This is a genomic window from Paraburkholderia sp. GAS199, assembly GCF_050436585.1.
GTDB lineage: Bacteria > Pseudomonadota > Gammaproteobacteria > Burkholderiales > Burkholderiaceae > Paraburkholderia.
The window spans coordinates 79,524-103,058 of the sequence record NZ_JBNDMM010000010.1; the positions used below are offsets into that span (position 1 = coordinate 79,524).

Below are 23,535 nucleotides of genomic sequence, written 5' to 3' on the forward strand. Positions count from 1 at the left end.
TGTCGTTTCATGCGCTCGCCCTTCCGGAGCGCTCACAACGAAGATAAATGGCCGCCCACGGCCATCCGGACGGAGACACGTTTTGGACAGAGATACCCTGCCTGTACCGGCCGCCGCGGCCAGCACCACGCGTCTCAACTTCCGCTGGCATGTGCTGATCTGGCTGCTGATCGGCGGCATCATCAACTACATGGACCGCGCGAGTCTCTCCATCGCCGCGCCCGGCATGATCCAGGAACTCGGGCTGACACGCACGCAGATCGGCCTGCTCGGCAGCGTGTTCGCGTGGACATACGCGGTCATGCAGTTGCCGGCAGGCTGGGTGATCGACCGCTTCGGCGCAAAGCGGGCCTATGCGCTCGGCATGATCTGGTGGAGCGTGGCAACGTGGCTGACCGGTGTGGTGGGCTCGATTTCCGGTTTGCTGGTGATGCGCGCCCTGCTCGCGGTAGGCGAAGCGCCTTGCTGGCCGACGTCCGCGAAAATCACTGCGGCCTGGTTTCCGGCCAAGGAGCGCGGCTTCGCAACCGGTGTGTGGGATTCGTCGTCGAAGTGGGGACCGGCGATCGCTCCCGCGCTGCTCGTCGCGCTCATGGTGGCGTTCGGCTGGCGTTCGCTGTTCCACGTCACGGGCGCAATCGGCATCGCCTTCGCGCTGCTTTTCCTGCTGCTGTATCGCAATCCGGTGGACAGCAAGCGTCTGTCGAAGGAAGAACTCGGTTATATCGAAGCGGGCGGCGGCGGACATGAACGCTCGCTGGCCAGTTCGTCGCTCAAATGGCGCTCGCTGTTCGGGCGACGCAGCGTGTGGGGCATGATTCTCGGCTACTTCTGCACGATCTGGCTGTGGAACATTTTTCTGGTGTTCCTGCCGCTTTATCTGCTCGACCGCTTTCATATTTCGTTTGCGCAACTCGGCGTGTATGCGGGTATTCCGTGGGCCGGCGGCGCGCTCGGTGAAATCGCCGTGGGTTATCTGGCGAAAAAAATGGTGGACCGCCACCTCGCCTCGGCCATCGACGCAAAACGTCTGCTGATCGCCTGCTGCGCGGCCGGCGCCGCCGTGTGCGCGATCGCGCTGCCTTTCACGCAGGCGTTGAGCGTGACGCTCGTGCTGTTCACCGTCGGACTCGCGTTCATCGCCGCGGTGGTCGGTTCGGCGTGGGCGCTGGCCGCGGACATCGCGCCGTCGTCGATGATCGCCTCGGTGAGCGCGATACAGAATTTCGGCGGCTACTTCGGTGGCGCGTTTTCGCCGGTGGTGGCGGGATTCATCGTCGACCGCACGGGCTCGTATGCGCTTGCGTTCATTTCAGGCGGTGCGATCGCCGGATGCGCGGCGCTCTTCTACTGGTTCATGGCGCGCCGTCCGATCGAAGACACCAACGCCACGGCGACATAACGCGAAGGTCCGGTTGATTCGAATCGCGCGACGCAGCGCAACGTTTCAGCGTGGCGCATCTAGAATCAGCCGGGCTTCCAGTCCGCCGGCCGCGCGATTGCGCAGCGTGAGCGTTGCGTCCATCGAAATCGCGAGTTGCCGCGCGATGGCAAGACCCAGACCGGTGCCGCCCGTGCCGCGATTGCGCGACGCTTCCAGCCTGTGGAACGGTTGGAACACCGCTTCCAGTGCATCGTCCGGGATGCCAGGACCCCGATCCTTCACGATGACAGTCGCGCGCCCGTTGTGCGACGCCGCGACGGCGATATGCGCGGCGCCGGCAAACTTCAGCGCGTTATCCACGAGATTGCCGACGATGCGACGCAACGCCTGGGGCCGCGTCGTCAGCGGCCCGTTGAAGCGTCCTTGCAGCGACACGTTCAGACCAGCGTCGACGTAATCGCAGACCAGACTGTCGAGCAGGGCATCGGGATCGACGCGGCACGGCTTCTCGGTCTGGTCATACAGCGTGCGCGCGAAGGCCACGCCCTCTTTCACCAGCGCTTCCATCTCCAGCACGTCACGGCGCAGTTTTGCGGCTTGTGTCTCGTCGTCCATGATGTCGATTCGCAGACGCAGGCGAGTCATCGGCGTTTGCAGATCGTGCGAGATGGCCGCGAGTATCTGCATGCGCTCGGCCATGACCATCGCAATGCGATCCTGCATCGCGTTGAAAGCGCGCGCCGCGTGCGCCACCTCGGACGGACCGTCTTCCCGCAATCGCGTCGGCTTCAGGTCCGGTCCCAGTCTTTCGGCCGCTTGCGCGAGCACGTGCAGCGGACGCGTGACGAAGCGCACGGCGAACCCGCAGCAGGCGAGCAATGCAGCCAGTTGCAGCGGCAATCCGAGCAGCAGCCAAGGCGACAGAGGCGCGCTCGTCATGGGACGCACATCGATGGTCAGCGGCGAGCCGTCACTTAGTGTGAGATGCACCTGAAGACGCTCGCGCTCGCCTGGCACGGCATTCACGGTATGCGGATAACGCGTGCCGATACCGTCGACAATCGACCGCGCGAAACGGGCCGAGAGGGGCGCCTCAAGCGGCACGCCGCTGTGGCCAGGTCCGGGAATGAAGTCGTAGCTACGCCGCGCGAGACGCGGCAGCCATTGCGCGCGCTGATCGGCCGGCAAGCGGTCGAGCAGCGCCACCGAGATCGCCACTTCGCGCGCGACATAACCCGTCATGGTGTCGGTCATGGTCGCGTCGCGCTCGGTCATGGTGAGCCAGAACGACAGCGCCTGCGCGAGGACGAGTGCGACGAACAGGATCGCGGTCAGCCTTGCGAACAAGGTGCGCGGCCCGCGCCACCATGAACGCGAGTTGCGCCGATTGCCGTCGGTCCTGTCCATCGCCGCATCATCGCTTACGGCGAGTCATCTGTACGCGTCCGGTGCCGATCAGCGAGCATTGCAGCGGATGCGCGAGTTCCGTGGCCAGACCGCCGGCCATGAACGCGAGGATGGCGAAGAAGCGTTTCATGCATCCTCCACGACAGAAAGACTCGCGCCGTCCGACAGATTCGCCTCCAGCGCGTAGGCGTCGATCCCGTCGAAGCAACCGATATTGGCGCGCCAGAGTTGCGGATCTTTGCGTGTCTGATGGAACGGATAGATGCCGCAGTGCTTGCAGAAAAAGTGCTTCGCGACCCGCGTGTTGAACTGATACATCGTGAGGGCATCTTCGCCTTGCAGGATTTTCAGGTCGTTCGCGGCAAATGTCGGCGTCATCAGCGCGCCTTTACGGCGGCACAAACTGCAATTGCAGCGCGCGGCGGGTGTGACGGCGGTACGCACTTCGAATTTCACGGCGCCGCAATGGCAGGCGCCTTTCAGAACGTCGTTGCTCATGGCTGTTCCCGATAATCAGGTTTAGAAACGGATTTAGAAGCGGGTTTAGAAGCGGGCGACGTCGATGATCGCGTCGGCGAATGCTTTTGGCGCTTCCTGCGGCAGGTTGTGTCCGATGCCGCCGCCGATATTCCGGTGTGCGTACTTGCCGGTGAATTTCTTCGCGTAGGCCGCCGGTTCCGGATGGGCCGCGCCGTTCGCGTCGCCTTCCATCGTGATGGTGGGCACCGAGATGGTCGGACCTGCGGCGAGACGTCTTTCCAGCTCGTCGTATTTCGCTTCGCCATTCACGAGACCGAGACGCCAGCGATAGTTGCTGATGACGATCGCGACGTGATCCGGGTTATTGAACGACGCCGCCGAGCGTTCGTACGTGGCGTCGTCGAAATCCCATTTCGGTGATGCGGTGTGCCAGATCAGCTTGTTGAAGTCGTGGCGATTCGCTTCGTAGCCGGCCTGGCCGCGCTCGGTCGCGAAATAGAACTGATACCACCACGCAAATTCCGCCTTCGGCGGCAGCGGCGCCTTGTTGGCCGCCTGGCTGCCGATCAGATAACCGCTCACCGACACCATCGCCTTGCAGCGTTCCGGCCACAGGGCCGCGATGATGTTCACCGTGCGCGCGCCCCAATCGAACCCGCCGAGAATGGCCTTGTCGATTTTCAGCGCGTCCATCAGGTTGATGATGTCGACCGCGATCACGGCTTGCTGGCCGTTGCGCGGGGTGTCCGGTGAAACGATGCGCGTGGTGCCGTAGCCGCGCAGAAACGGCACGATGACGCGGTAGCCGGCCGCGACCAGCAGGGGCGTGACTTCGGCAAAGCTGTTGATGTCGTACGGCCAGCCGTGCAGCAGGATCACCACCGGGCCGTTCTGGGGGCCGACGTCTGCGTAACCGACGTTCAGCGCGCCTGCATTGATCTGCCGCAGATTGTCGAACGAGGCGACGGCCGCGCCCGCTTTCGTGCCGCTCGACTGCGCCTGGGCAAGGCCGCTCAGGCCGAGTTCCATCAGGCTGATCCCTGCAATGGTCGTACCTAGCAGACGACGGCGCCGAATGTTGATCTGTTCAGACATGGCTCATTTCCCTTTATTTGAATGAAGCGCTGGAAAAACCGCAGGAGTCTTTTTTCGCGGGGCGTCCGTTTGCATTCCGGACTACGCAGCCAGCTCGGCTGGCATGAGCGTATTTAACCCGGCGCACGTATCTCGCTTATGTCCGCGATACGCGCCTGTGCAATTTTGTGTGTCTCGACGGACTTCGTACACATTGAGATACAAACCCGCCCGACACCACCGCCATGGCGATGCTCAACGGGTAAAAGCACTGATTTGTTTCTCAATGTGTATGGAGTTCGACGCGATACATAGCCTTGCAATCGGCCGTTTTCCAGACACATGCCAGATACGTCGTGCCGCTCTAATGCATCCAACGACGGAATCCACTTGAGGCACTCAGGCATCCATGACCGATGCAGCCGCTGCGGATCTCCGACGGACTTTTCCATCCGAACTGTTTCAGGAGAACGACATGAAAGTCTCGATGATCGCTTTGACACTCGCCGCGTGTGTGGCCAGCGCCTCCTCTTTCGCCGGCAATGCCGTGGATACGAATGTCGCCGTCGACGGCACGCCGCGCGTGTCCCAGCCGCTGCCGATCCAGACCGCACAGAAAGTGAAGACGCGTGCGGAGGTTCGCCAGGAACTGGTGCGAGCCGAGAAAGACGGACAGCTCGCCGCGCTCAACAAGCTTTATCAGGGTAGCTAATTAACGGCTGTCCACTCGACCCTTTTCTATCGAACCACTTGAATTGATATCGATCATGAACCAGCAAACGAAAGTTCTCTACACCGGCCGCACGCACACCACCGGCGGTCGCGACGGCGCTGCCCGCAGCGACGACGGCCGGCTCGACGTCAGGTTGTCCGCGCCGGGTTCCGCCGCGCCCGGCACGAACCCCGAGCAGATGCTCGCGGCCGGCTGGTCGGCATGCTTCATCGGTGCCATGGGACTTGCCGCGCAGAAGCTGAAGGTCGCGCTTCCGCACGACGCGGCGGTGGATACGGAAATCGATCTTGCCGTGAACGACGGCGCGTACTTCCTGCAGGCTCGTCTGACCGTGAGCTTGCCGGGGCTCGACACCGACGTGGCGCAAGCACTCGCGGATGCCGCGCATCAGACTTGCCCGTATTCGAAAGCCACGCGCGGCAATATCGACGTCGTTATCACCGTGGCATGAACTAGCCGCGATTCGAAGTGCGCGCGACGTGGCATGCGTTGGCGTCGCGCGCGAACCTGGGCCTGCGTCGATGCGCCGAGTTGCGCGTTGTCACGCGAGCAGGCCGATCTGATGGAGTCTTTTCATGTTCGATCGTCTTAAGATGACCGTCGTCGTGGCCGGCGTAGTCGGCTCGGCTTTGATCGCGAGCCTCGCCTATAGCGACAATTCGTTCCAGCGGACCGCGTCGTTGCAGACAGGTGCATCGCAACCGGATTTCAAAGGTATCGACGGCTGGCTCAACAGCGCGCCACTCGATCAGAAACAGTTGCGCGGCAAGGTCGTACTCGTCGATTTCTGGACCTTCGATTGCATCAACTGCGCGCACACGCTGCCGTACGTGAAGGACTGGTACGCCCGCTATCGCGACAAAGGACTAGTCGTGGTCGGCGTGCATACGCCCGAATATTCGTTCGAGCGCGACACCGGCAATCTGCGAAATGCGGTCAAACGTTTTGGGATCGAGTATCCGGTTGCGGAAGACAACCACTACGCCACGTGGGACGCATACGGCAATCTGTATTGGCCCGCGCTGTATCTCTTCGACCAGAACGGCAAGCTCGTCTACAGTCACTTCGGCGAGGGCAGTTATGCGCAAACCGAAGACCGGATTCGCGGCCTGCTCGGACTTGGCGGCAAGCAGGGTTGAGCGCGTGATTCTGTCGATCTCGTCGCGCTCGTTTTGGACGCGCGGCGCTTCGTGGCCCTTGGTGGCGCGACGCGAGAAGTCGTCGTCGCGCCGTCCGTTTTAGCTGCCGCCTTCCGAACGCAGTGTCAGCTTGCTGCTGACCGACGTCACGCCTTGCACCTTTTTCGCGGCACCGATCGCGACGCCTTCCTGATCCTGGCTTTCGATCTGGCCGGCCAGCGTCACGTGTCCCGTTTTTGCGTTACCGAAGACCGCGATCGATGTTTCTTCGAGACCTTTGGTTTTGAAAATGGCCCGCTGAACGGTCTTGGAGAACGCGCGATTAGACGCGCGAACGGTCTTTTTGGTCGGCGCGGCTTGCTGGGTCGTCGCTGCGGTCGTGTCCGACGCAGCAGCCGCTGCGTCCGCCGCGAATGCCGGCGTATAAGCCAAAGCCGTCACAGCGATTGCGAGGGCGCCGCCCAGAACGAGTTGCCGGAGTTGCATGATTTGATCCTCTTGCTTGATGTTTGAGAAGTTTGAGAAAAATCGTTCGGGTTTGAAATGCACGAGCCAAGCGGCGGCGCCTCGACAGCGTGAACCGTTGCCTGAGCAAAACGTCGCTTAGCCTGTCTTGAGGCGATCGCCGCCCTCGACGCCGAAATCATGCGCCACTTTCCCCAGAAATTCAGCGACCCTGCCTGGCGGTGGTTTCGGGGTTTTTTGGCGTGGCGTGCGAGGGAGTTTTGCGGTGGTGTAACGGGTGATGGGGGTGAGTTGGAGACGACGATGTGCGGTCCGCGGCATGGTGCGCGCGAAGTCACGAGAAAATACGGGGGGATGGGTTCTGCGGAGAATGTCACGCCGCCGGCAACTGTGCCGTTAGGCCAAAGGTGGCCGCGGAATCAAGCATAAGCTGTCCATCCAATGGGCGCCAAGGCTATCGATCACTGGCGCTGAAAAGCATATCTTGGCCCGACGGACAAAATTAAAGCATAAATTGTCTTTTCGAACATCTCCTTGGCACAGCAGGAGATTTCCGTCCTCAAAGTCAGACCACCACAAGCACTCGACGGCGTCCTGATGCAAGACCGATGTCGGTCGGACTGTCCAACAGTGCCAGGGGGTGAATTCGCACACAAGTCCCGAGATATGCGAAAGGTGCCAAACCGAACCCAATCCCAATCCTTGAGACAGCGGAGTGGACGACACCCCCTACGCTGAACATCCATAGAACTCTACGACAGAAGGACTGGAAGGCACATTTGCTCGAGTATACGAAATACGGTGTCGCGTGGGACGACGAGAAAGTACTGCTCCAATAACGCAACGCGATCTTGGAGCCAACACCGTAAATCGGAAACCGAGCTCACCTAGACTGTCTACACTTGCAACGCCTTCACCAACTCGCGCTGCACACTTTGCGATATCCCGTTCGGGAGCAGGCTCGAGAAGTTTTCCTGAACCACGTTTGCCAGCAATTCATCAATCTCAAGCGAAAGGCTGAGCAGCCAATCTCGCTTCTCCGCGCTGTCGAAAATCACCCGGCTCCCGTCAGGCACCCACAGTCTGCCGGCAGCACCAGGATCGCGATAGAGAGCGTCGAGGTGACGTTGTGTCTCCGATAGGACGGCAAGGTCACTATATCGACCAACGCTTAATGCAGCCATATCCGCGTGATACATCACAGCAGCTATGTCATAGCTGGAAAGTCCGATGTCACGCTTCGAGTCCGCTTTGACGCTTTTGCATAGTCGAATCGACTTACGCAGACCACCATTGATGCTGTCGCACCGGGCGCCCACGCGTTCGATGTGTAGAAATGGCAAATTGTCAATCGTCTCGCCCGTCGCCTTATTGTAGATCGTCACTGCTCGGTCGGCATGTCGACCACTCACCTGATAGTCCTTGGTGTCGTACCAGTGCGCAGGTACCACATCGACGGACCGGGCCAAAGATCCACCAGAGACTTTGACAGCTTTAGCGCCGGACTTATCGACCTTGGCAGCCGGAAACGCTTCAAACAAATGCAACTCGGTCCGTTGCCGAAGGTCGCTCAACACGCCAGCCGATGTTCGCACGGTCGGATTCGTATATCCGCCTCGCAAAGCCTGCACACCTTGAGTGCTATACGTGTAAAAGTCTTTTGTTATAGCCAGCACGTCGACATCGCTAACTCGCTTGATATGCACGTCGAGCGGTACCGAACCTTGCAATCTGAACTCGGCCGTAATACCTGCTTTAGCCAGCCTGTCAAGCAATTGCTTGGCAACTCGCTCACCGGTCTGCTCGCTGACCTCAGTGTACTTCTTCCCCACGGGCTGCATCGCGCCGATGGCATAACGCGTCCAGCGCTGATTTGAACTACCGCGTTTTTCCCAATCCTCAATTTCCGCGGCATCCAGGGCGAAATAGCTGGGCGACGCTGAATCCGCCTTTATGATGTATTCCGACGTTGGATCGCCCCTGCGGCGGGCCCGGAGTTGCGAAAGACGAGCATCAATATCGGAGGCCATTAGTTCCTCTTTGTCCAGATCATCGTGCCAAAGGTCATTCGGCCACGCCCATTAAAGTAGTCACCCGTCGCTGACTTAAGGTCTTTCGAGATAGTTATGACGGAACAACCAGTGTGCGAAGTTAACCCAACAGCATCGGCTTTTGGATCGCTTTTGTAGTGATAAAGCAGCACAAATCCGTCGACGCTGTCATGTGCAAGAGCCGCAGCAATACTGCTCGATCCAGATGTCCTTGTGGTGAGGCGGATCCGTAGCTTGTCCCACGACTGGACGATAGTGACCTCCGCTTGCCAGTCATACTTAACAGAGCCTGTCGAGTCGAGTGTTTTACCCGCGCAATCCCAGCTTCCGGAAATGTCGGGAACTTTCAACGCCAAACCCATACCCGGCCATTTCCATGCCCATTTATTCAATACCCAATAAAGGAAGCCGAAGATAGCGCCGGCACCGAGCAACGACATTAAAGTCGGCGGTACGTTAACGTTCCACCCGAACTTCTTTGCCAGGTCGACAACAGTCAAAAGCGCAAAGACCAATCCTCCCGAAAGAGCACTTGCCGCGAGACTCAAGTAGCGGCCAATTTTTGCTCGATCGGCTCCCCCTAATACTGAATATTCGTGTTCGTTCGAAGCAAGCATAAGGTTGAAGTTTATCTAAACCAATGGCAGATATTTATAAGCGCGATATTCGGAATTATCAACCCACGATAAAATCTGATCGGTCAGGCTGGGTAATTACAATCTGCAATTTGATCCTATCTGCAACCAAGACAGCCGTAGGAAGACTATTTAGGAGCGGATGCTGCAAAAAACATTGCAAGGTGCGCACGCGATTGCCTTGTGCCAGTTGGATCGAACAAAGAAAAATTCGCACGCCGGCCGGCGCATTAGCGATTCGCGAGCGGAAAAATTCAAGCGCGAACTGCATCCGGTCCCGACCCGGCCCTAGTTCGTCGCCTTGTCGGGACGGTCAACCCAATTAGTCTTCGCCTTGCCCGCCTCGCTGCTTTCCCCGCGTCGCAATCGCCGCTGCGCCGCGATCCCGGGCACGGCGCTCGACGGACAACAGAACAAGATTGTCGGTTGACGACACATCCATCTCCACGCGAGCTGATAGCAAATCGTCTAATAACGATCGCTCAACCTTCATCTCATGCGCCAAGTCCGCTCGCGATATGCCAAATGCATCGTGCAACACTTGAATGCCGTCGGCAATCATGTCGCCAGATTCAAGAGGTATATCTACGTCCTCGAACTCCGATCGCGCCTCGCCTCTTCTCGTCAAACCAATCACACCACTTCGATACTGCTCATCCGAAAAGATGCCAAGCTGACGTCCACGATAAAGGATCGCGGCTTTTGAAACCCCCCAGCGAAGCTTTATATCTGCGAGCACTGACCAATTCAAGCGAGAACCGCGAAGGGCGGTTCGACACTCGGCGGCAAAATATCGACGAGGCATCAAAAACGCACTCGCAAATCGATTGGCCTGAGATTCAGTCACCTTGTCGCCCGTCTGCACGCCAATGTGCAAGCAGAAGTGACCGATCTCGTGTGCGATTCCGAAACGAGCGCGGCACGACGAGCGGCCCGCTGAATTCATTGCAATAACCGGACGCCTCGTCGCAAAAGAAATGGCGTCGATCTCGGGAGCGAGCCCGTTGATCGGCATGACGACAGCACCTGCATTCTCCGCAATACGCGTCATGTTTTGGATAGGACCAAGGCCCAATCCCCAATGCCCACGCGCTCGTTCCCCCGCTTGCTCAATTGCCTCCGCAGAGGAGGCATCGCCTTCCTCAAAATCATACCGGGGCAATTCCAAGTGTTCGTCCATCACGTTGATCATCCGCTTCAGGAGTTCGCCTCTGGCTCGAGCGATCTGGTGGAGCGCCACTTTTGTCGTAAGCTGCTTCCTGAAATGACATTGTTCATCAGCTATAGGCATCGGGTCCGGTTCGACAAAAAACTCCGGCAAAACTGCAAGTCGGTCGCAGAGCTTCGACAAAAGCGCCGCTGTAGGGATGTCGCCCCCCGACTCCAAACGACTTAGAAACTGCTTGGAACAACCAATGTGCTCGCCCAGCTCTTGTTGCGAGATACCATGAAATAGCCGCGCGGTTCTCAGGTTTGAACCAATAAAATTCATGTTGCGTCGGACGTTCCAGTCTTGTCAGAGTCAAACCGCTTGGGACCAACCGGCGCCTTGCCAATGTTCATCGCCGGCGGGGTATTCGCAGCAACTGCGTGAAGCGCCTGGACACCTCCCGACGTCCAACGGCACTTTACGACCCCGAGCAAATCTTCACCGATAAATACAACACGCGGATCGTCTGCCTCCGCGTAACCGCCGTCGAGAATGAAGCAAAACTTACAAGGTTCTCCGTTTTCCACTTCGTCAAAGAACGACTGTTGGATCGGCGTTGCATCCAGCACGGCCGGCTTGGTTGGGTTCGATGGATCATCAGTTGCAAACCGGCACGGAATACCCTCGATAGTAAAAATGAGATCGTTGCCTGCGTGCAGCAGTTGCAACCAGTCGTATTGGCCGGACAACGCGACAGATTTGAGCCGGTTCTTTTGACGAGCGAAACGGGTAGTCCCTCGAGAGTACCCGTCATCAAACTCGCTTTGAAGATCAGTCAGCGTCGAGAAATGCTCTTCAATAAGGATGTTCGCGATGGTCTCGAGGCGACCATTCTTGAGCGCCGAGTGAAAAAAATCCGGAAGCGGTAGATCCATTGCAGCAAACCTTTAGAATGTGCAAAAACGGGAAAGCGTCAACCGAATTTTTGTGCAGATTTCTTAATTTGTCAACCACATCCCGACAAAAATGGTGCGAAGTGATTGTGCGTTGCACCATTCATATTGGCGAGCGCACGAAAAGGCTTGCGCGCGTCGATTCGGAAGTTGCAACCCGACGCCGCAATTTCAGGGGAGAAGCGGACATCTAATCGAACCTCTCTCGGCCCCCCGAGAATTACCGGCCGTCACGTCGCTCTTACTAAGCTGCGACCGCGCAACTGGCCATGCGAGAGCAAATTTGAACCTTCGGCGAGTAAGGACAATCAAGCAGCGCCTCAAGTGAGAGCAAGTCATGCGTTGCCAGTGTCTTCCTGGTCAGCCGGCGCGCAGCGACAGAAGCACTGACCTGCGCAGCGAGAAACATATGTTCACTCAAGCACGTTTTCCCAAAACTAAAGAAGATCCTCAAGGAAGGATATTTTTTGGGATTGTTAGTGAGGACCAACTATTTCGACACAATTGATGGCAAAAAGCACGCCCCCAAAAAAGCACGCGAACTGCTTACGCCTAGATCGATAAGCACTTCCGCTCGCACTCTGATGAGATAAAGCAGATGAAGGAGTTAATCAATCTGCAGACTGCGCACGCCAATGTCTACAACAGTTTTCACAATTTTCATTACGTCGGCGGCGAAGATGCCGCAATCTACACGACCTTTTTCGACTTTGACGACGATGACTGGCTTAAAGTGGACCTCTGGGAATGTGCGCAGGCGGGGTTGGTCGCTACGGACCTGATCCTTGCCATTCGAAAACAATATGGCGGCTTCTTCCCCTCTAGGGAGTCAGATAAGCTGCCGCAAATGATCGAGGCAGTCGACCGACTGTTAGCTTAACTCGAAGACGTTGCGAAAGGTACTTGACTTCAAAGTGTCCTCTTGACGGGTAATCTTGAGAGTGCTTGTAGATCTGCCCACTTAGGCCATGGCAAGCTGCAGTCGGCGCGCATGAACTGAAGCCACGTTGTCGAAGCCTTTGACCATCGGCTTTCGGGTATTCACTCTTCTTCGCCGCACGAGAAAGATGTCTCATCGAAAAACGCAACCTCAACGTCCTTTGTTCTCACCGGACATCGGCTTGCATAAGTCGAAGAAAATTGTGAGTATGCTTAACGCTCATTTTTTCAGGCATTCAATCCGCAGAGATCAGTTACAGTCACACTAAACGGTGAATCGTCATCGTATCTTTAATAACTCAATGCGCAGCGATCAACCATGCCTACATACGCCGATCTCAAAGTGGACCCGCCTCGATCGTGGGACGAATTCGAAGCCATAGCGTGCTCTTCTGCGAAGAATCGCTGGAACAACCCGAACTTCACTCGCCATGGGCGGCAAGGCCAGAAGCAGGACGGTGTTGACGTCTATGGCGACGACAATGACGGGAAGCTGGTGGGACTGCAATGCAAGAACACAGTATCCGGCGTCAGCCAAGTCGTTATCGCTGAGGAAGTCAAAAAGGCAGAGGCATTTACTCCGCCGCTGACGCATCTGTACATCGCGACCACGGCAGACACCGACCGAAACATGCAAAGCACTGTTCGGACACTCTCCACAGTGCGAGAAGCATCCGGAAAGTTCGGCGTCAGTATCCTTTTTTGGACAGACATCTGGCAGGACCTAACGAAAGATGAAACGAGGCTATTCCAGCACTACCCGCAACTGCGGCCACGAGAGGTGAAGCAAAAGCCGACTCACGATGAGCGCCTATTTCATAAGTTTCAAACAGTGTTTCCCTTCGAACCAGCTGTTCGCCTGCTCCGAGAGCAAGATTTTGGCGCTTCTTTCTCTAAGAAAGCCATACGGCCGCTCCTGGACTTCGTCGAGACCTGGGATCAACCGGAGAAGGAGTTTTTGGACCCAGAACTGCAGGATGCGTTGAAGAGCTTTTACAAGGCAGCCGAGAATATGGCAATGCATGTTGTGGGAAAGACGGTCCCGGTCGGCAACATGGAGTACCTGTCAGTATTTTCAGATGCCCAGCGCGCCGTCGGTCCTCGTCCCCCTTCTGTGATTGAGGACGCCCGTATCCTGAATGAAGAAGCCTCTAAGTTCGTGCCGGTCTATGAACAGTTTTTGCGTCTATGCCGATGCAAACTGGCTGGTTAAGCTGTTACGAGGTAGGCGCTGGGTGAGCTTGGGGCATGTCGCGTTCGTGATTTGCCCAAGCGAGCGGTGCGTGTTCTAAATTGTGCGGATACAAGCCAGCCGTCCATAAGCCGTTTTTTGCAACCTCTGTCTCGCGCCGGGGATTTCTGGACTCCAGCGACGCCGATGTATCGGCCGGCGCTTTTTGCAAGTTCTTCCCAGAGTCTCTTCGTCTGCGGGGCGTGAGCGTCGCGCTTACAAAGCGGCCCGCCGAAGGCGTACTGCGCCTCTTGGCGGGTCGGCGTTGCCATTGCCTCAGGTGGGCAGCGCTTCTTGTGTGATGGGTTAGCCGATCTTCAGGCGACGAAGCAGCTTGTCGAGGCTCTCGTCAAACTTGGCAGGAGAAGTGAAGTCGGCGTACAGCTTGCCCTGCAGAAATGCAGGCAACTTGCACTTCTCGTAGAGCAGTGGAAGCACGACGACCTCTCCTGTTTCAATCTCGCGATTGATGGCGATATCGAGTTCACGCTCCACCCATGACGAGCCTATCGAAGCCTCCGACAGAACGACACCGATGTATCGCGTTTTCTTCATCCCTTCTTCGATCTTTTTGGTCAACGAGTCGCCGATCTGAATCTCAGCTTCGTCAAGCCAGACATCCGTCACACCCTGCGCTTGCAGCCGCTGTTTCAGTTCGCGCACAAACGGTTTGTCCGCGCTTGTGTGGCTGAGAAATATCCCGTGGTAGGCCTGCCGCGCAACGTCGGCCGGATTCAATCCCGACACGCACTGGACGAGAACATTCGCCGCTTCCTGGTTTGGAGGCGGGGTGAGCAGCCAAGCCGTCGCGTCGTCGATCGCGACCCGTCCTCCGATGCAGTATCCCTCTAGCGACCGTGCGAACGACTGAAGGTTGTCGTCACTCGCATCCAGGCATAGGTCCCACCCATCGTCACGAAGCATATTGAAGTACGCACCAAATCCGTCCGCTTCGTCGTCCACATCAAGACGGCGGGTTTTCTTCACATACAACTCACCGGACTCCACCAGCCGACGTGGGACACCGTGAGAGTATCCGTCGTACACAGAGCGTTTGCCAAAGAACTTCGTCCACTTTGGTTGCGCGAGCAGCCAGACCACCCGCGTACCTTGTCGGATGGCTACCGCCAGTTCCTTCCCTCGATCGTGTGCATCGAACGCGGTGTCAAGATCGTAGCTATTGTTTTGCGCTTTCAGATCCCATAACTCATTGACTGAGTCCGAGAACTCGCCTGCCCGACCAAAAATGAAGTGCGAGTAACTCGCAGGGTTAATTACGATAGCGTCGTATTCATACAGCGCGAATGCTGCCGTTTCACGACTAACCGATGGCTGGCACAGGCCAAGCGTCTCGATCTTGACGCCCGGGATTGCCGCACCGGTGTATTCAAGGCCCACCAGCAAGATGTTTGTTGTCATGTCCATGCTCAGAAGTAGAACAGCGACATCGTAACGCCATGGCGCTCGAAACGCTCCTCGGCGTACCTTGACACCACGAACGACTCGATATCGCTAGGCACACCAGGCGTCGCTTGATCGCAAGGAGAACGTCATTCGCATGCGCCACCGGCTTCCAAACGGCCGCGCGAATCGTTGCAAGCGGGTATTTCGCACGCGAGCAGTTCTCTACGGCCGACGCGTATATCGCCCTCACCGCTCAAGGGTAAGACGGGCCCGGCAACGCGACCATCTGGCGGCAGGCCAACATGACACATCACTAACCCGTGTTGTCGTCGATGTTGCGAATGTGCGAGGAATCTCCATCGAAGAGCTTCCAGTGCAAGACAATGGGTCGCAGTTGGTTTCGCTTGAGTAACCGCGTTTTCCGCTGTTGCTTCGTGAATGCGCTGGCCTAGCGACAAGCTGCGCCACGCAGTCCGCACTCAGATTTTCCAGCCAAGATTCTCCGCTCAAGCAAAGCGTGTCGAAAAATGGCTTCATCTCGCTGGCGACTAGCGGGTGACCTCGCCCGCAGACTTTCCATCCAGACGCCGGGCAAACGACCGCTCCACCGACATAACGACCCGCGATCGCTCAGGCAAGTCCCCAAATCTTCAACTCCTGAAGACCGGGCACGATCAGCGCGAGTCGGTCAGCCGCGTTTAACGATATAAAGCCAAACTGTTGCAGGGACGTTTGAGCACCGCCTTGTCATGTGCGGTGTTGGGGTTGTTCCCTTTTGCCCACTCCGCAAGGGAGACTAAGATATTCAGGATGCCTGTAACCTAAATGCGCTCTGGCGCCGGCCGCACCAAGTCTTTCCGCTGCATATCCGACACGCCAATCTGCATCGTGGACGGGCTCCAGACACCGGAGTGATTAGCCCGCGTTCCCGGCACCGTGTTGAACCAGAATGTCCCATCTGGATGCAGCGTCAGCCGCTCGAGCAGTGCTTCTGAGGCTGACCGCCAGCTCTCATGCTTGAGACCGCCCCCCCCTCGCCGGTGACTCGATAAGAACGATAGCTCGATCCCGATGTTCGGCCGCGAGCTGCGCGATTTGAGCGCGTAGCGTCTCGATTATGTGTTTCCCTCCTACCAGCATACAGCCCCCGTGGGTGAGATGTCCGTGCCCACGGCCGCTCTTCAAACGTCTGAAATCTACGCTGAGGCCAAACTTGTCGATTTCGCCGATGATCATCAACGAGGAAAAGTCGAACGCAGGTTTCCTTTCCGCCAGACCGCGGTTTACGATTATGCTGTCTTCCCCTGAATCCATCACGCGCCACTCCGTGAGCGCGATCTCACCACAATGGCGAAATACGACTCTCTCGAAACTTACCTGCGCAATGTGCGCGGCAAATCAGTCCGACTCACGTTCGACGAGATTAACGGAATCCTTCCGTCGCCATTGCCCCGCTCAGCCTATGAGCACTCGCCTTTCTGGAGCAACACGACCGTCGGAAGCACGCACGTATGGGCGGATGCCTGGCAGCGCGCTGGCTGGCGTGTAACGGGCCACAGTCTTGAGAATCAGAACGTTGATTTTCGTCGGTCTAAAGAGGCGCAAGCAGCAGCAGGGAACGACAACTTGGGGGAGGAAGTGGAGACTGACGCGGAAGATCCGAAAGAAGAAACGCATGCAGGCGATAACCGCGATGGCAGGCAGGAAGGGGAGGAAGTTCAGCTCGTCGCCATTAGGACGCGGCGTGGGCAGCCAGATTTTCGGGACAGGCTATTGCGCGCTTACAACGGAACCTGCGCCGTCAGTGGCTCAACGGTCGTACCGCTGCTTGAGGCGGCGCATATCGTCCCTCATGCTGTCGAGACCAACTACGCCACCGGCAACGGAATTCTGTTGCGCGCGGACATCCATACGCTCTTTGATCTGCATCTGATGGCGGTAGGTGCCGATTGTCGCGTGGCCATCTCGCGGTCTTTGGAGTGGACTGAATATGCCCAATATCGCGGGCGACGCCTCGTCGTACTTCCCGCTGACCAGGAGGAGCAGCCATCACTGGACTCGCTGAAGCTGCACCACGATCTCTTTGTCGCGCGCGAGGAAGCACTGGAAGGCTGACGGCACGTGCTTTGCCGGTGACGCCGCTGCGCAGCGAGCTAAGTTTTTTTAGTCCCACCCGGAGAACCTGTGAAACCACACGTCCAAAAGATGATCGCCGCGTTCTTCGAGGCGATCGAGCCATGGAAGTCCGCATATGCCAAAGCGAGACTGACTTTCATAGCCGTCAAGCGCGACGAATCTCTCGTGATCCTGGCTGCGCGCATGTATCTGTCGGCGGTTTTCCGCGATCCGACGAAGGATTGGTTCGAGGCCGGCGATCTTGTGGCGGGTCAGGTTGAGCTATCCGGCGGAGTTGCCGTTTTCGTCCAAGCCATTGAGCAAATTGCCTCGCACGATGGCTTTGAAATCCCCGAGCAGGGCAAGCTCGTTCTTCGTTCGGAAGACAACCAGAACATCTCTGTTGGGCCGCCAGACCTCCTTCACGCCGAGGGGCTCAACCAAGGCAATCGCCTTGCGGTTTTGACAATGTGCGGCGCCAGGCGAGACCTGCTCACCCAGCAGCCGCAAACAGATTGGATGCTTAAGGCCGCAAAAATCCCTTTCGACTCGCTAAGCGAGCTCGGCGTCGAATATGGCCTCGGCGCCGCGCCAAACACCCAGACCACGGTCGAGGTCGTCGCGAACACTGCGTCCGAGGTTTGGCTCCCTTCAAGCGTCAAAGATGGCAAAGCCGTTTTGGGGCTCTGGCTGGCGCCCAACCTCGACCGTTCAAACGCGAGACTCGGATATCGAGTGCTAGACAAGGGAGTTGTCGTCAATCGCGGGTCAGTTGACGGCAGCAAGCTAGATTGGGGCGAACGGTTGGGCGATGTCGTTGGGCAGTTGCCGCTGGAGGTGCCGCGTGGCGCAGTCGTTCAGTGCATTGCTTCGTATGCCGGGCATGCTCATCACTTGCGCTTGTTCGCTGACCCGGAAACGTATCAAAATGCGCGGGCAGCTGTCCTTTTCAACGTGGATCAAACTGGCAAACTGTTACGGGGATATCTGCTCCCTGACCTTCCGCCGAAGGGCAAAGCAGCAGATGACTTCGAGTCGGCCGTAGCTTGGATGCTTTGGGGTTTGGGATTCGCGCCTGTCAGTTTCGGGACGAGCCCCAAGACGCGAGACGCCTTCGATATTTTGGCGGTCAGCCCGCGGGGCGATTTTGTTGTCGTCGAATGCACGCTCGGGCTTCTTCGAGCGGAGAGCAAGCTGTCGAAATTGAGCGCGCGCGAAGCGGCGCTGCGCAAGATGCTCGCTACGTCCGGCCTTCAACACGTTCGTATTTTGCCTGTCATTGTGACTGCAATGACCAGGGACGAAGTCAAAGCGGACCTTCGCGCCGCGGCGGAGACCGGCGTTCTCGTGCTGTCGAGGGAAGACATCGAGGCCGTTTTAGCAGGCGAGCGCTTACGGTTCGCGAACGCAGATCAGCTTTTCGAGCAGGCGTTGTTGAATCTCGCGGAAAGTCAAGAACCCAACGGACCGCTTATGCTTTGAACTTTCAGGACGTACTCCGGGCCGGTGTCGGCCGACCAGGAAACAAGCGTCCCGGATTGCCTAGCAAAAGACGTCGTGTCGTGGGATGTTGATCAGCTCAATGCGGAGGCAAACAGCAAGCGCCGCCAAAATCTGCGTTCAAGCAAAATGTGGCCCAACGGACAATAAAGCATAACCGGTCCAAGTGGACATCTTATGCTTAATGGCACAGCAGCGGCTGAAACAGAGGGATCAAGCGATTGGTGGGCCGGGTCGGATTCGAACCGACGATGTCCTTTCGGAGGCGGATTATGAGTCCGCTGCCTGCAACCAGCACGGCGTCCGGCCCACGAAGAAAAAGACCCGGTCTGAAGGCCGGGCCTATTCACTGGTTGGCCGACATACTACACGAAAAAAGGGCCTCCGCAACCGCTTCGCCTAAGCGAAACAACCGGGAGACCCCTTGCAGCCAGCAGATCGTTCGCCACGACCCGCTGCGTCAATCAATTCCCTTCGAGGAACGACTTCAGCTTGTCCGAGCGGCTCGGGTGACGCAGCTTGCGCAGCGCCTTAGCCTCGATCTGACGGATGCGCTCACGCGTCACGTCGAACTGCTTGCCGACTTCTTCGAGCGTGTGATCCGTGCTCATCTCGATGCCGAAACGCATGCGCAGCACCTTGGCTTCGCGCGGCGTGAGCGAGTCGAGCACGTCTTTCACGACATCGCGCATGCTGGCGTGCAGCGCCGCGTCCGCCGGTGCGACCGTGTTCGTATCTTCGATGAAGTCGCCCAGATGGGAATCGTCGTCGTCGCCGATCGGCGTTTCCATCGAGATCGGCTCTTTCGCGATCTTCATGATCTTGCGGATCTTGTCTTCCGGCATTTCCATCTTTTCGGCCAACGTTGCCGGATCCGGCTCGAGCCCGGTTTCCTGCAGAATCTGCCGCGAAATACGGTTCATCTTGTTGATCGTCTCGATCATGTGAACCGGAATCCGGATGGTGCGCGCCTGGTCGGCGATCGAACGCGTGATGGCCTGGCGAATCCACCACGTAGCGTACGTGGAGAACTTGTAGCCGCGACGATATTCGAACTTGTCCACCGCCTTCATCAGGCCGATGTTGCCTTCCTGAATCAGGTCGAGGAACTGCAGACCACGGTTCGTGTACTTCTTCGCGATCGAGATGACGAGACGCAGATTGGCCTCGGTCATTTCACGCTTGGCCTGACGCGCCTTCAGTTCGCCGGCCGCCATCTGACGGTTGGTTTCCTTCAGGTCCTTCAGCGGCAGCACCACGCGCGCCTGCAGGTCGAGCAGGCGTTGCTGCTGTTCGCGGATGGCCGGAATGTTACGCGTGAGGATCGCGCTATACGCATGACCTTCGGTGACGATCTTGTCGGCCCATTCCAGATCGGTTTCGCTGCCGGGGAAACGCGCGATGAACTCGGCACGCGGCATGCCGCACTTGTCGACCACCGTATGCAGAATCTGGCGCTCCACCTGACGAACCTCGTCCACCTGCGCGCGCAACGTGTCGCACAGACGCTCGACCGTGCGCGCCGTGAAGCGGATGGTCATGAGTTCGTTCTGGATCGTTTCCTGAGCCTTCAGATACGACTTGGACTTGTAGCCTTCTTTCTCGAACGCACGGCGCATCTTGTCGAACCATTCGCTGATCATCGCGAATTTTTCGAGCGACGCGCGCTTGAGCGCTTCCATCTGCGCCGCATTGGCCGTGGCCTGCGCGGTGCCGTCGTCTTCTTCCTCGTCTTCGTCGGCGTCTTCTTCGACTTCCTCGTCTTCGCTCTCGATGGCTTCCGCTTCCTGCGCGGAGAAGCCGTCGGCGTCTTCAGCGTCGGCGTCGATCAGGCCGTCGACCAGTTCGTCGATGCGGATTTCTTCGTTCGCCACGCGCTCGGCCATGGCGAGGATGTCGGCGATCGTGGTCGGGCAAGCCGAGATGGCCATGACCATGTGCTTCAGGCCGTCTTCGATCCGCTTCGCGATTTCGATTTCGCCTTCGCGCGTGAGCAGCTCGACCGTACCCATTTCACGCATGTACATGCGTACCGGGTCGGTTGTGCGGCCGAATTCGGAATCGACGGTGGAGAGCGCGACTTCCGCTTCTTCTTCCACTTCGTCGTCGGACGAAGCAGCCGGAGCGTTGTCGTTCAGGAGCAGCGTTTCGGCATCGGGCGCCTGCTCGTATACCGCCACGCCCATGTCGTTGAACGTGCTGATGATGCCTTCGATCGCCTCGGTTTCGGTGAAGTTGTCCGGGAGGTGATCGTTGATTTCCGCGTACGTGAGGAAGCCGCGTTCCTTGCCGAGCTTGATCAGCGCGCGCAGTTTGGAGCGACGCTCTTCGAGTTCCTCGACGGTGCCAGGCTGGGACGACGCGAACGCGTCTTTCAGCAGTGCTTTTTCCTTTGCACGACGGTCGCGAGCCTTGACCTTTTCCACCTTGGCTGGAACGGCAGCTGCGGTTTCTTCGGTCTGGGTTGCATCGTCATCGACGGGTACTTCATTCAGCTTTTTCGTCATGGAGTTCGCCGTACCGGCTGTAGTCTCGACTCGCGGCTGGTGGACAACAGCCGGTTGAACCGTGGATACTGAAGTCTCGCGCACTGCCGCATCGTCCTGCGCGGCAGCCGCTTCCCTTGCACTACTGGCTGCACTACTGACACTCGGCCGTCTCGTGGCCGGCTGAGCAGCTTTCGCCCCCCTGACCGGCTCCGCTCGCGCAGCGGAAGAGGTCGATGATTTTTTCCCGGCAGCAGGTGTGACGCTAGCCGCAGACGCTTTTCTGACAGAAGAAACTAACTTGGCCTCGGTGACCTTTCTGGTGCGCTCACCGGCGCCCGAACCCGTTGCTTTCTTTCCGCCCGTATTTCCGTCTGTCGTCTTTGCCATCGCATCGCCTTTTCGCCTTTGCTAGGAAAACCTTTGGAAAACAAACCGCTAGAAACCTTTTATTATAGCACCGCGGTTTCGCCCTTCCCGCCTACAACCCAAGCTGGCGCTTCATGTCAGCCCGTTTCTGGTTCAGGCTCGACAGCTCCGCAAACTCCTCCGGCGTGTGCCGAGATTGCCGCGAAAGCTGCTCCAGACGATCGCAATAAGCGTCATAGCGCATCTTGAGAATCGCGGCTTTCAATTCCTCTCCGACGATCCGTTCCTGCTCGCGCCGTTCCTCGATGACGGCCGCATCCTCCGGGTCTTTCAGCAGCAAATCCCGGACGTTTTCATCATAGTCCAGAATTTTGCGAAAGATTTCCTCGAAAGTTGGGGCGTTTGCGCCGTTTCGCAATAGGTCCGACAGCAACTGAAACTCCGCCGAATTGCCCAGCGCACGGGCATGCGTCGTCACTTCCTCGAAAAGCTCGCCGTGCCGGGTGACGGACAGCAACGCCTGCTCGGCCTCTTCGTCCAGCACCGCCACGGTGCGCGGATACATCACCAGATTGCGCAGCGTTTTTTCCTCGATGCCGGTGACGCTGCGCCGGTCCTTGCGGGCTGGCGCGGCGCGGGCCGCCGCGGCGATCCGGGCGTCGACTTCGCAAAGTGCGGCGACTTCCTCGAACGGCACGTCGAGCCGGTCGGCAAACATGTGCATGATCTGCGCGCGCAGCGCGTTGGCCGGCAGCGCCTGCAGCAGCGGTTTGGCGTCGAACAGCGCGCGGGCGCGGCCTTCGGGCTGGTCCAGCTCCTTGCCGTTCAGCACTTCGTTGAGCATGAACTGCGAGAGCGGCATGGCGCGCTCGACCTGCTCGGCGAAGCCTTCGGTGCCGAATTCGCGCACGTAACTGTCCGGATCATGCTCGGACGGCAGAAACAGGAAGCGGATGGTCCGGTTGTCCGCCGCGTGCGGCAGGCAGGCGTCGAGCGCCCGCCGGGCGGCGCGACGGCCGGCCGAGTCGCCGTCGAAACTGAAGATGACCGTATCGGTCTGGCGCATCAGTTTCTGCACGTGAACCGGCGTACAGGCCGTGCCGAGCGTGGCGACCGCGTTCTGAAAACCCAGTTGGGCCAGCGCGACCACGTCCATATAGCCTTCGACCACCAGCACGTAATGCTGTTCGCGAATGGCCAGACGCGCCTCGAACAGCCCGTACAGCTCGCTGCCCTTGTTAAATAAAGGCGTTTCCGGCGAATTCAAATATTTCGGCTCGCCGCTGTCGAGCACCCGGCCGCCGAAGCCAATGACCTGCCCTTTCACATTGCGGATCGGGAACATGATCCGCTCGCGGAAGCGGTCGTACCGGCGATTCTGGCCCTGTGCGTCCGATTTTTCGCTGACGATCACCAGCCCCGATTCGACCAGCGAATCGTCGCGATAGTTCGGGAAGGCGCTTTCCAGGTTCTGCCAGCCGTCGGGCGCATAGCCGAGGCCGAAGCGGGCGGCGATCTCGCCGGTCAGGCCGCGTTTCTTGAGATATTGGATCGCCGCGGGGGCGCCGCGCAGTTGCTTGCGGTAGTAGTCGCATGCGGTCTGCATGACATCGGACAGCGCGGTGGTCACGGCTTTGGACGCCGCCGGCGCATAACCGCCCGATCCGCCGCCACCGCCATAACCGGGCGAAGGCTCGTTGGGCACGGTCAGACCGACGGATTGCGCCAGTTCGTTGACCGCTTCGGGGAAGGTGGAACCGACGTGCTCCATCAGGAAGCCGATCGCCGTGCCGTGCGCGCCGCAGCCGAAGCAATGATAAAACTGCTTAGTCGGACTAACCGTAAACGAGGGGCTTTTCTCGTTGTGGAACGGGCAAAGCCCCATGAAGTTCGCGCCGCCTTTTTTCAACTGCACGAACTTGCCGACCACGTCGACGATATCGACGCGGTTGAGCAGGTCCTGCAGGAATGACGGTGGAATCACAGTAAATGACGCTACCTGAAAGCTGGATGCCGCGCG

20 protein-coding genes and 1 tRNA gene are annotated in these 23,535 nt (G+C 58.4%); 8 read left to right on the forward strand and 13 right to left on the reverse strand.

What is annotated here, in order from left to right:
• Window positions 1-82: 82 nt before the first annotated feature.
• A complete protein-coding gene (locus P3T18_RS31240; protein ID WP_429303833.1) occupies window positions 83-1,402 on the forward strand; it encodes an MFS transporter in 1,320 nt (439 codons plus the stop codon).
• Between the two features lie 45 nt (window positions 1,403-1,447).
• Here the strand turns inward: P3T18_RS31240 and P3T18_RS31245 are convergent, their stop codons facing one another.
• The 4 genes from P3T18_RS31245 to P3T18_RS31260 are packed head-to-tail and all read right to left on the reverse strand — an operon-like array spanning window position 1,448 to window position 4,366.
• A complete protein-coding gene (locus tag P3T18_RS31245) occupies window positions 1,448-2,791 on the reverse strand; it encodes an ATP-binding protein (protein WP_429303834.1) in 1,344 nt (447 codons plus the stop codon).
• A 7-nt stretch (window positions 2,792-2,798) separates the two neighbouring features.
• On the reverse strand, window positions 2,799-2,921 hold the full coding sequence (locus P3T18_RS31250; RefSeq protein WP_429303835.1) for a hypothetical protein: 123 nt from the start codon (window positions 2,919-2,921) through the stop codon (window positions 2,799-2,801).
• Entirely contained in the window at window positions 2,918-3,289 is a 372-nt protein-coding gene (locus P3T18_RS31255) for a GFA family protein (protein ID WP_429303836.1), read from the reverse strand. Before P3T18_RS31255 ends, P3T18_RS31250 begins: the two co-directional genes overlap by 4 nt.
• 45 nt (window positions 3,290-3,334) lie before the next feature.
• Window positions 3,335-4,366 carry an alpha/beta fold hydrolase gene (locus tag P3T18_RS31260; RefSeq protein ID WP_429303837.1) on the reverse strand — a complete coding sequence of 344 codons (1,032 nt, stop codon included), beginning with the start codon at window positions 4,364-4,366 and terminating at the stop codon, window positions 3,335-3,337.
• Between the two features lie 454 nt (window positions 4,367-4,820).
• On the opposite strand from P3T18_RS31260, the gene P3T18_RS31265 reads away from it, so the two are divergent.
• From P3T18_RS31265 to P3T18_RS31275, 3 genes are all read left to right on the forward strand, one after another.
• Window positions 4,821-5,057: a DUF4148 domain-containing protein gene (locus tag P3T18_RS31265; protein WP_429303838.1), complete on the forward strand. Its 237-nt coding sequence runs from the start codon at window positions 4,821-4,823 to the stop codon at window positions 5,055-5,057.
• 55 nt (window positions 5,058-5,112) lie between these two features.
• A complete protein-coding gene (locus P3T18_RS31270; RefSeq protein ID WP_429303839.1) occupies window positions 5,113-5,529 on the forward strand; it encodes an organic hydroperoxide resistance protein in 417 nt (138 codons plus the stop codon).
• A gap of 124 nt (window positions 5,530-5,653) precedes the next feature.
• The gene (locus P3T18_RS31275; protein WP_429303840.1) at window positions 5,654-6,217 is read left to right on the forward strand and encodes a thioredoxin family protein; all 564 of its coding nucleotides are present in this window, start codon (window positions 5,654-5,656) and stop codon (window positions 6,215-6,217) included.
• A 99-nt stretch (window positions 6,218-6,316) separates the two neighbouring features.
• On the opposite strand, the gene P3T18_RS31280 is transcribed toward P3T18_RS31275, so the two are convergent.
• The 5 genes from P3T18_RS31280 to P3T18_RS31300 all read right to left on the reverse strand — a co-directional run bounded on the left by P3T18_RS31280 (window position 6,317) and on the right by P3T18_RS31300 (window position 11,453).
• Window positions 6,317-6,703, reverse strand: a complete 387-nt coding sequence (locus P3T18_RS31280; protein WP_429303841.1) for a BON domain-containing protein — start codon at window positions 6,701-6,703, stop codon at window positions 6,317-6,319.
• 875 nt (window positions 6,704-7,578) lie between these two features.
• Window positions 7,579-8,712 carry a hypothetical protein gene (locus tag P3T18_RS31285; protein ID WP_429303842.1) on the reverse strand — a complete coding sequence of 378 codons (1,134 nt, stop codon included), beginning with the start codon at window positions 8,710-8,712 and terminating at the stop codon, window positions 7,579-7,581.
• The gene (locus P3T18_RS31290) at window positions 8,712-9,350 is read right to left on the reverse strand and encodes a hypothetical protein (RefSeq protein ID WP_429303843.1); all 639 of its coding nucleotides are present in this window, start codon (window positions 9,348-9,350) and stop codon (window positions 8,712-8,714) included. Before P3T18_RS31290 ends, P3T18_RS31285 begins: the two co-directional genes overlap by 1 nt.
• Before the next feature lie 340 nt (window positions 9,351-9,690).
• Entirely contained in the window at window positions 9,691-10,860 is a 1,170-nt protein-coding gene (locus tag P3T18_RS31295) for a helix-turn-helix domain-containing protein (RefSeq protein WP_429303844.1), read from the reverse strand.
• A complete protein-coding gene (locus P3T18_RS31300; protein WP_429303845.1) occupies window positions 10,857-11,453 on the reverse strand; it encodes a hypothetical protein in 597 nt (198 codons plus the stop codon). The genes P3T18_RS31295 and P3T18_RS31300 overlap by 4 nt, the downstream gene beginning before the upstream one ends.
• 616 nt (window positions 11,454-12,069) lie before the next feature.
• On the opposite strand from P3T18_RS31300, the gene P3T18_RS31305 reads away from it, so the two are divergent.
• Together P3T18_RS31305 and P3T18_RS31310 are read left to right on the forward strand one after the other, a co-directional pair.
• The gene (locus tag P3T18_RS31305; protein ID WP_429303846.1) at window positions 12,070-12,351 is read left to right on the forward strand and encodes a hypothetical protein; all 282 of its coding nucleotides are present in this window, start codon (window positions 12,070-12,072) and stop codon (window positions 12,349-12,351) included.
• A 378-nt stretch (window positions 12,352-12,729) separates the two neighbouring features.
• Window positions 12,730-13,623, forward strand: coding sequence for a hypothetical protein (locus tag P3T18_RS31310; RefSeq protein ID WP_429303847.1), 894 nt, complete (start codon window positions 12,730-12,732; stop codon window positions 13,621-13,623).
• Window positions 13,624-13,947: 324 nt separating this feature from the next.
• On the opposite strand, the gene P3T18_RS31315 is transcribed toward P3T18_RS31310, so the two are convergent.
• A complete protein-coding gene (locus P3T18_RS31315) occupies window positions 13,948-15,060 on the reverse strand; it encodes a toll/interleukin-1 receptor domain-containing protein (protein ID WP_429303848.1) in 1,113 nt (370 codons plus the stop codon).
• A gap of 1,332 nt (window positions 15,061-16,392) precedes the next feature.
• Between P3T18_RS31315 and P3T18_RS31320 the strand changes: the two genes are divergently transcribed.
• Window positions 16,393-17,160 carry an HNH endonuclease gene (locus tag P3T18_RS31320; protein ID WP_429303849.1) on the forward strand — a complete coding sequence of 256 codons (768 nt, stop codon included), beginning with the start codon at window positions 16,393-16,395 and terminating at the stop codon, window positions 17,158-17,160.
• Between the two features lie 69 nt (window positions 17,161-17,229).
• Window positions 17,230-18,642: a hypothetical protein gene (locus P3T18_RS31325; RefSeq protein WP_429303850.1), complete on the forward strand. Its 1,413-nt coding sequence runs from the start codon at window positions 17,230-17,232 to the stop codon at window positions 18,640-18,642.
• A gap of 240 nt (window positions 18,643-18,882) precedes the next feature.
• Here the strand turns inward: P3T18_RS31325 and P3T18_RS31330 are convergent.
• The 3 genes from P3T18_RS31330 to dnaG form a co-directional block, all read right to left on the reverse strand.
• Window positions 18,883-18,970: transfer RNA gene (locus P3T18_RS31330), tRNA-Ile, on the reverse strand.
• A 154-nt stretch (window positions 18,971-19,124) separates the two neighbouring features.
• A complete protein-coding gene (gene rpoD / locus P3T18_RS31335) occupies window positions 19,125-21,536 on the reverse strand; it encodes an RNA polymerase sigma factor RpoD (RefSeq protein ID WP_429303851.1) in 2,412 nt (803 codons plus the stop codon).
• A 91-nt stretch (window positions 21,537-21,627) separates the two neighbouring features.
• Window positions 21,628-23,499, reverse strand: coding sequence for a DNA primase (gene dnaG / locus P3T18_RS31340; RefSeq protein ID WP_429303852.1), 1,872 nt, complete (start codon window positions 23,497-23,499; stop codon window positions 21,628-21,630).
• Window positions 23,500-23,535 lie beyond the last annotated feature (36 nt).

Bases quoted from the DNA above. Each gene is read 5' to 3' on its own strand.
- P3T18_RS31265 (WP_429303838.1), top strand. From the start codon at position 4,821: ATGAAAGTCTCGATGATCGCTTTGACACTCGCCGCGTGTGTGGCCAGC.
- P3T18_RS31250 (WP_429303835.1), bottom strand. From the start codon at position 2,921: ATGAAACGCTTCTTCGCCATCCTCGCGTTCATGGCCGGCGGTCTGGCC.
- P3T18_RS31320 (WP_429303849.1), top strand. From the start codon at position 16,393: ATGGCGAAATACGACTCTCTCGAAACTTACCTGCGCAATGTGCGCGGC.
- P3T18_RS31275 (WP_429303840.1), top strand. From the start codon at position 5,654: ATGTTCGATCGTCTTAAGATGACCGTCGTCGTGGCCGGCGTAGTCGGC.
- P3T18_RS31290 (WP_429303843.1), bottom strand. From the start codon at position 9,350: ATGCTTGCTTCGAACGAACACGAATATTCAGTATTAGGGGGAGCCGAT.
- P3T18_RS31310 (WP_429303847.1), top strand. From the start codon at position 12,730: ATGCCTACATACGCCGATCTCAAAGTGGACCCGCCTCGATCGTGGGAC.
- P3T18_RS31305 (WP_429303846.1), top strand. From the start codon at position 12,070: ATGAAGGAGTTAATCAATCTGCAGACTGCGCACGCCAATGTCTACAAC.
- P3T18_RS31260 (WP_429303837.1), bottom strand. From the start codon at position 4,366: ATGTCTGAACAGATCAACATTCGGCGCCGTCGTCTGCTAGGTACGACC.
- P3T18_RS31270 (WP_429303839.1), top strand. From the start codon at position 5,113: ATGAACCAGCAAACGAAAGTTCTCTACACCGGCCGCACGCACACCACC.
- P3T18_RS31255 (WP_429303836.1), bottom strand. From the start codon at position 3,289: ATGAGCAACGACGTTCTGAAAGGCGCCTGCCATTGCGGCGCCGTGAAA.
- rpoD (WP_429303851.1), bottom strand. From the start codon at position 21,536: ATGGCAAAGACGACAGACGGAAATACGGGCGGAAAGAAAGCAACGGGT.
- P3T18_RS31280 (WP_429303841.1), bottom strand. From the start codon at position 6,703: ATGCAACTCCGGCAACTCGTTCTGGGCGGCGCCCTCGCAATCGCTGTG.
- P3T18_RS31300 (WP_429303845.1), bottom strand. From the start codon at position 11,453: ATGGATCTACCGCTTCCGGATTTTTTTCACTCGGCGCTCAAGAATGGT.
- P3T18_RS31315 (WP_429303848.1), bottom strand. From the start codon at position 15,060: ATGACAACAAACATCTTGCTGGTGGGCCTTGAATACACCGGTGCGGCA.
- P3T18_RS31285 (WP_429303842.1), bottom strand. From the start codon at position 8,712: ATGGCCTCCGATATTGATGCTCGTCTTTCGCAACTCCGGGCCCGCCGC.
- P3T18_RS31245 (WP_429303834.1), bottom strand. From the start codon at position 2,791: ATGGACAGGACCGACGGCAATCGGCGCAACTCGCGTTCATGGTGGCGC.
- P3T18_RS31295 (WP_429303844.1), bottom strand. From the start codon at position 10,860: ATGAATTTTATTGGTTCAAACCTGAGAACCGCGCGGCTATTTCATGGT.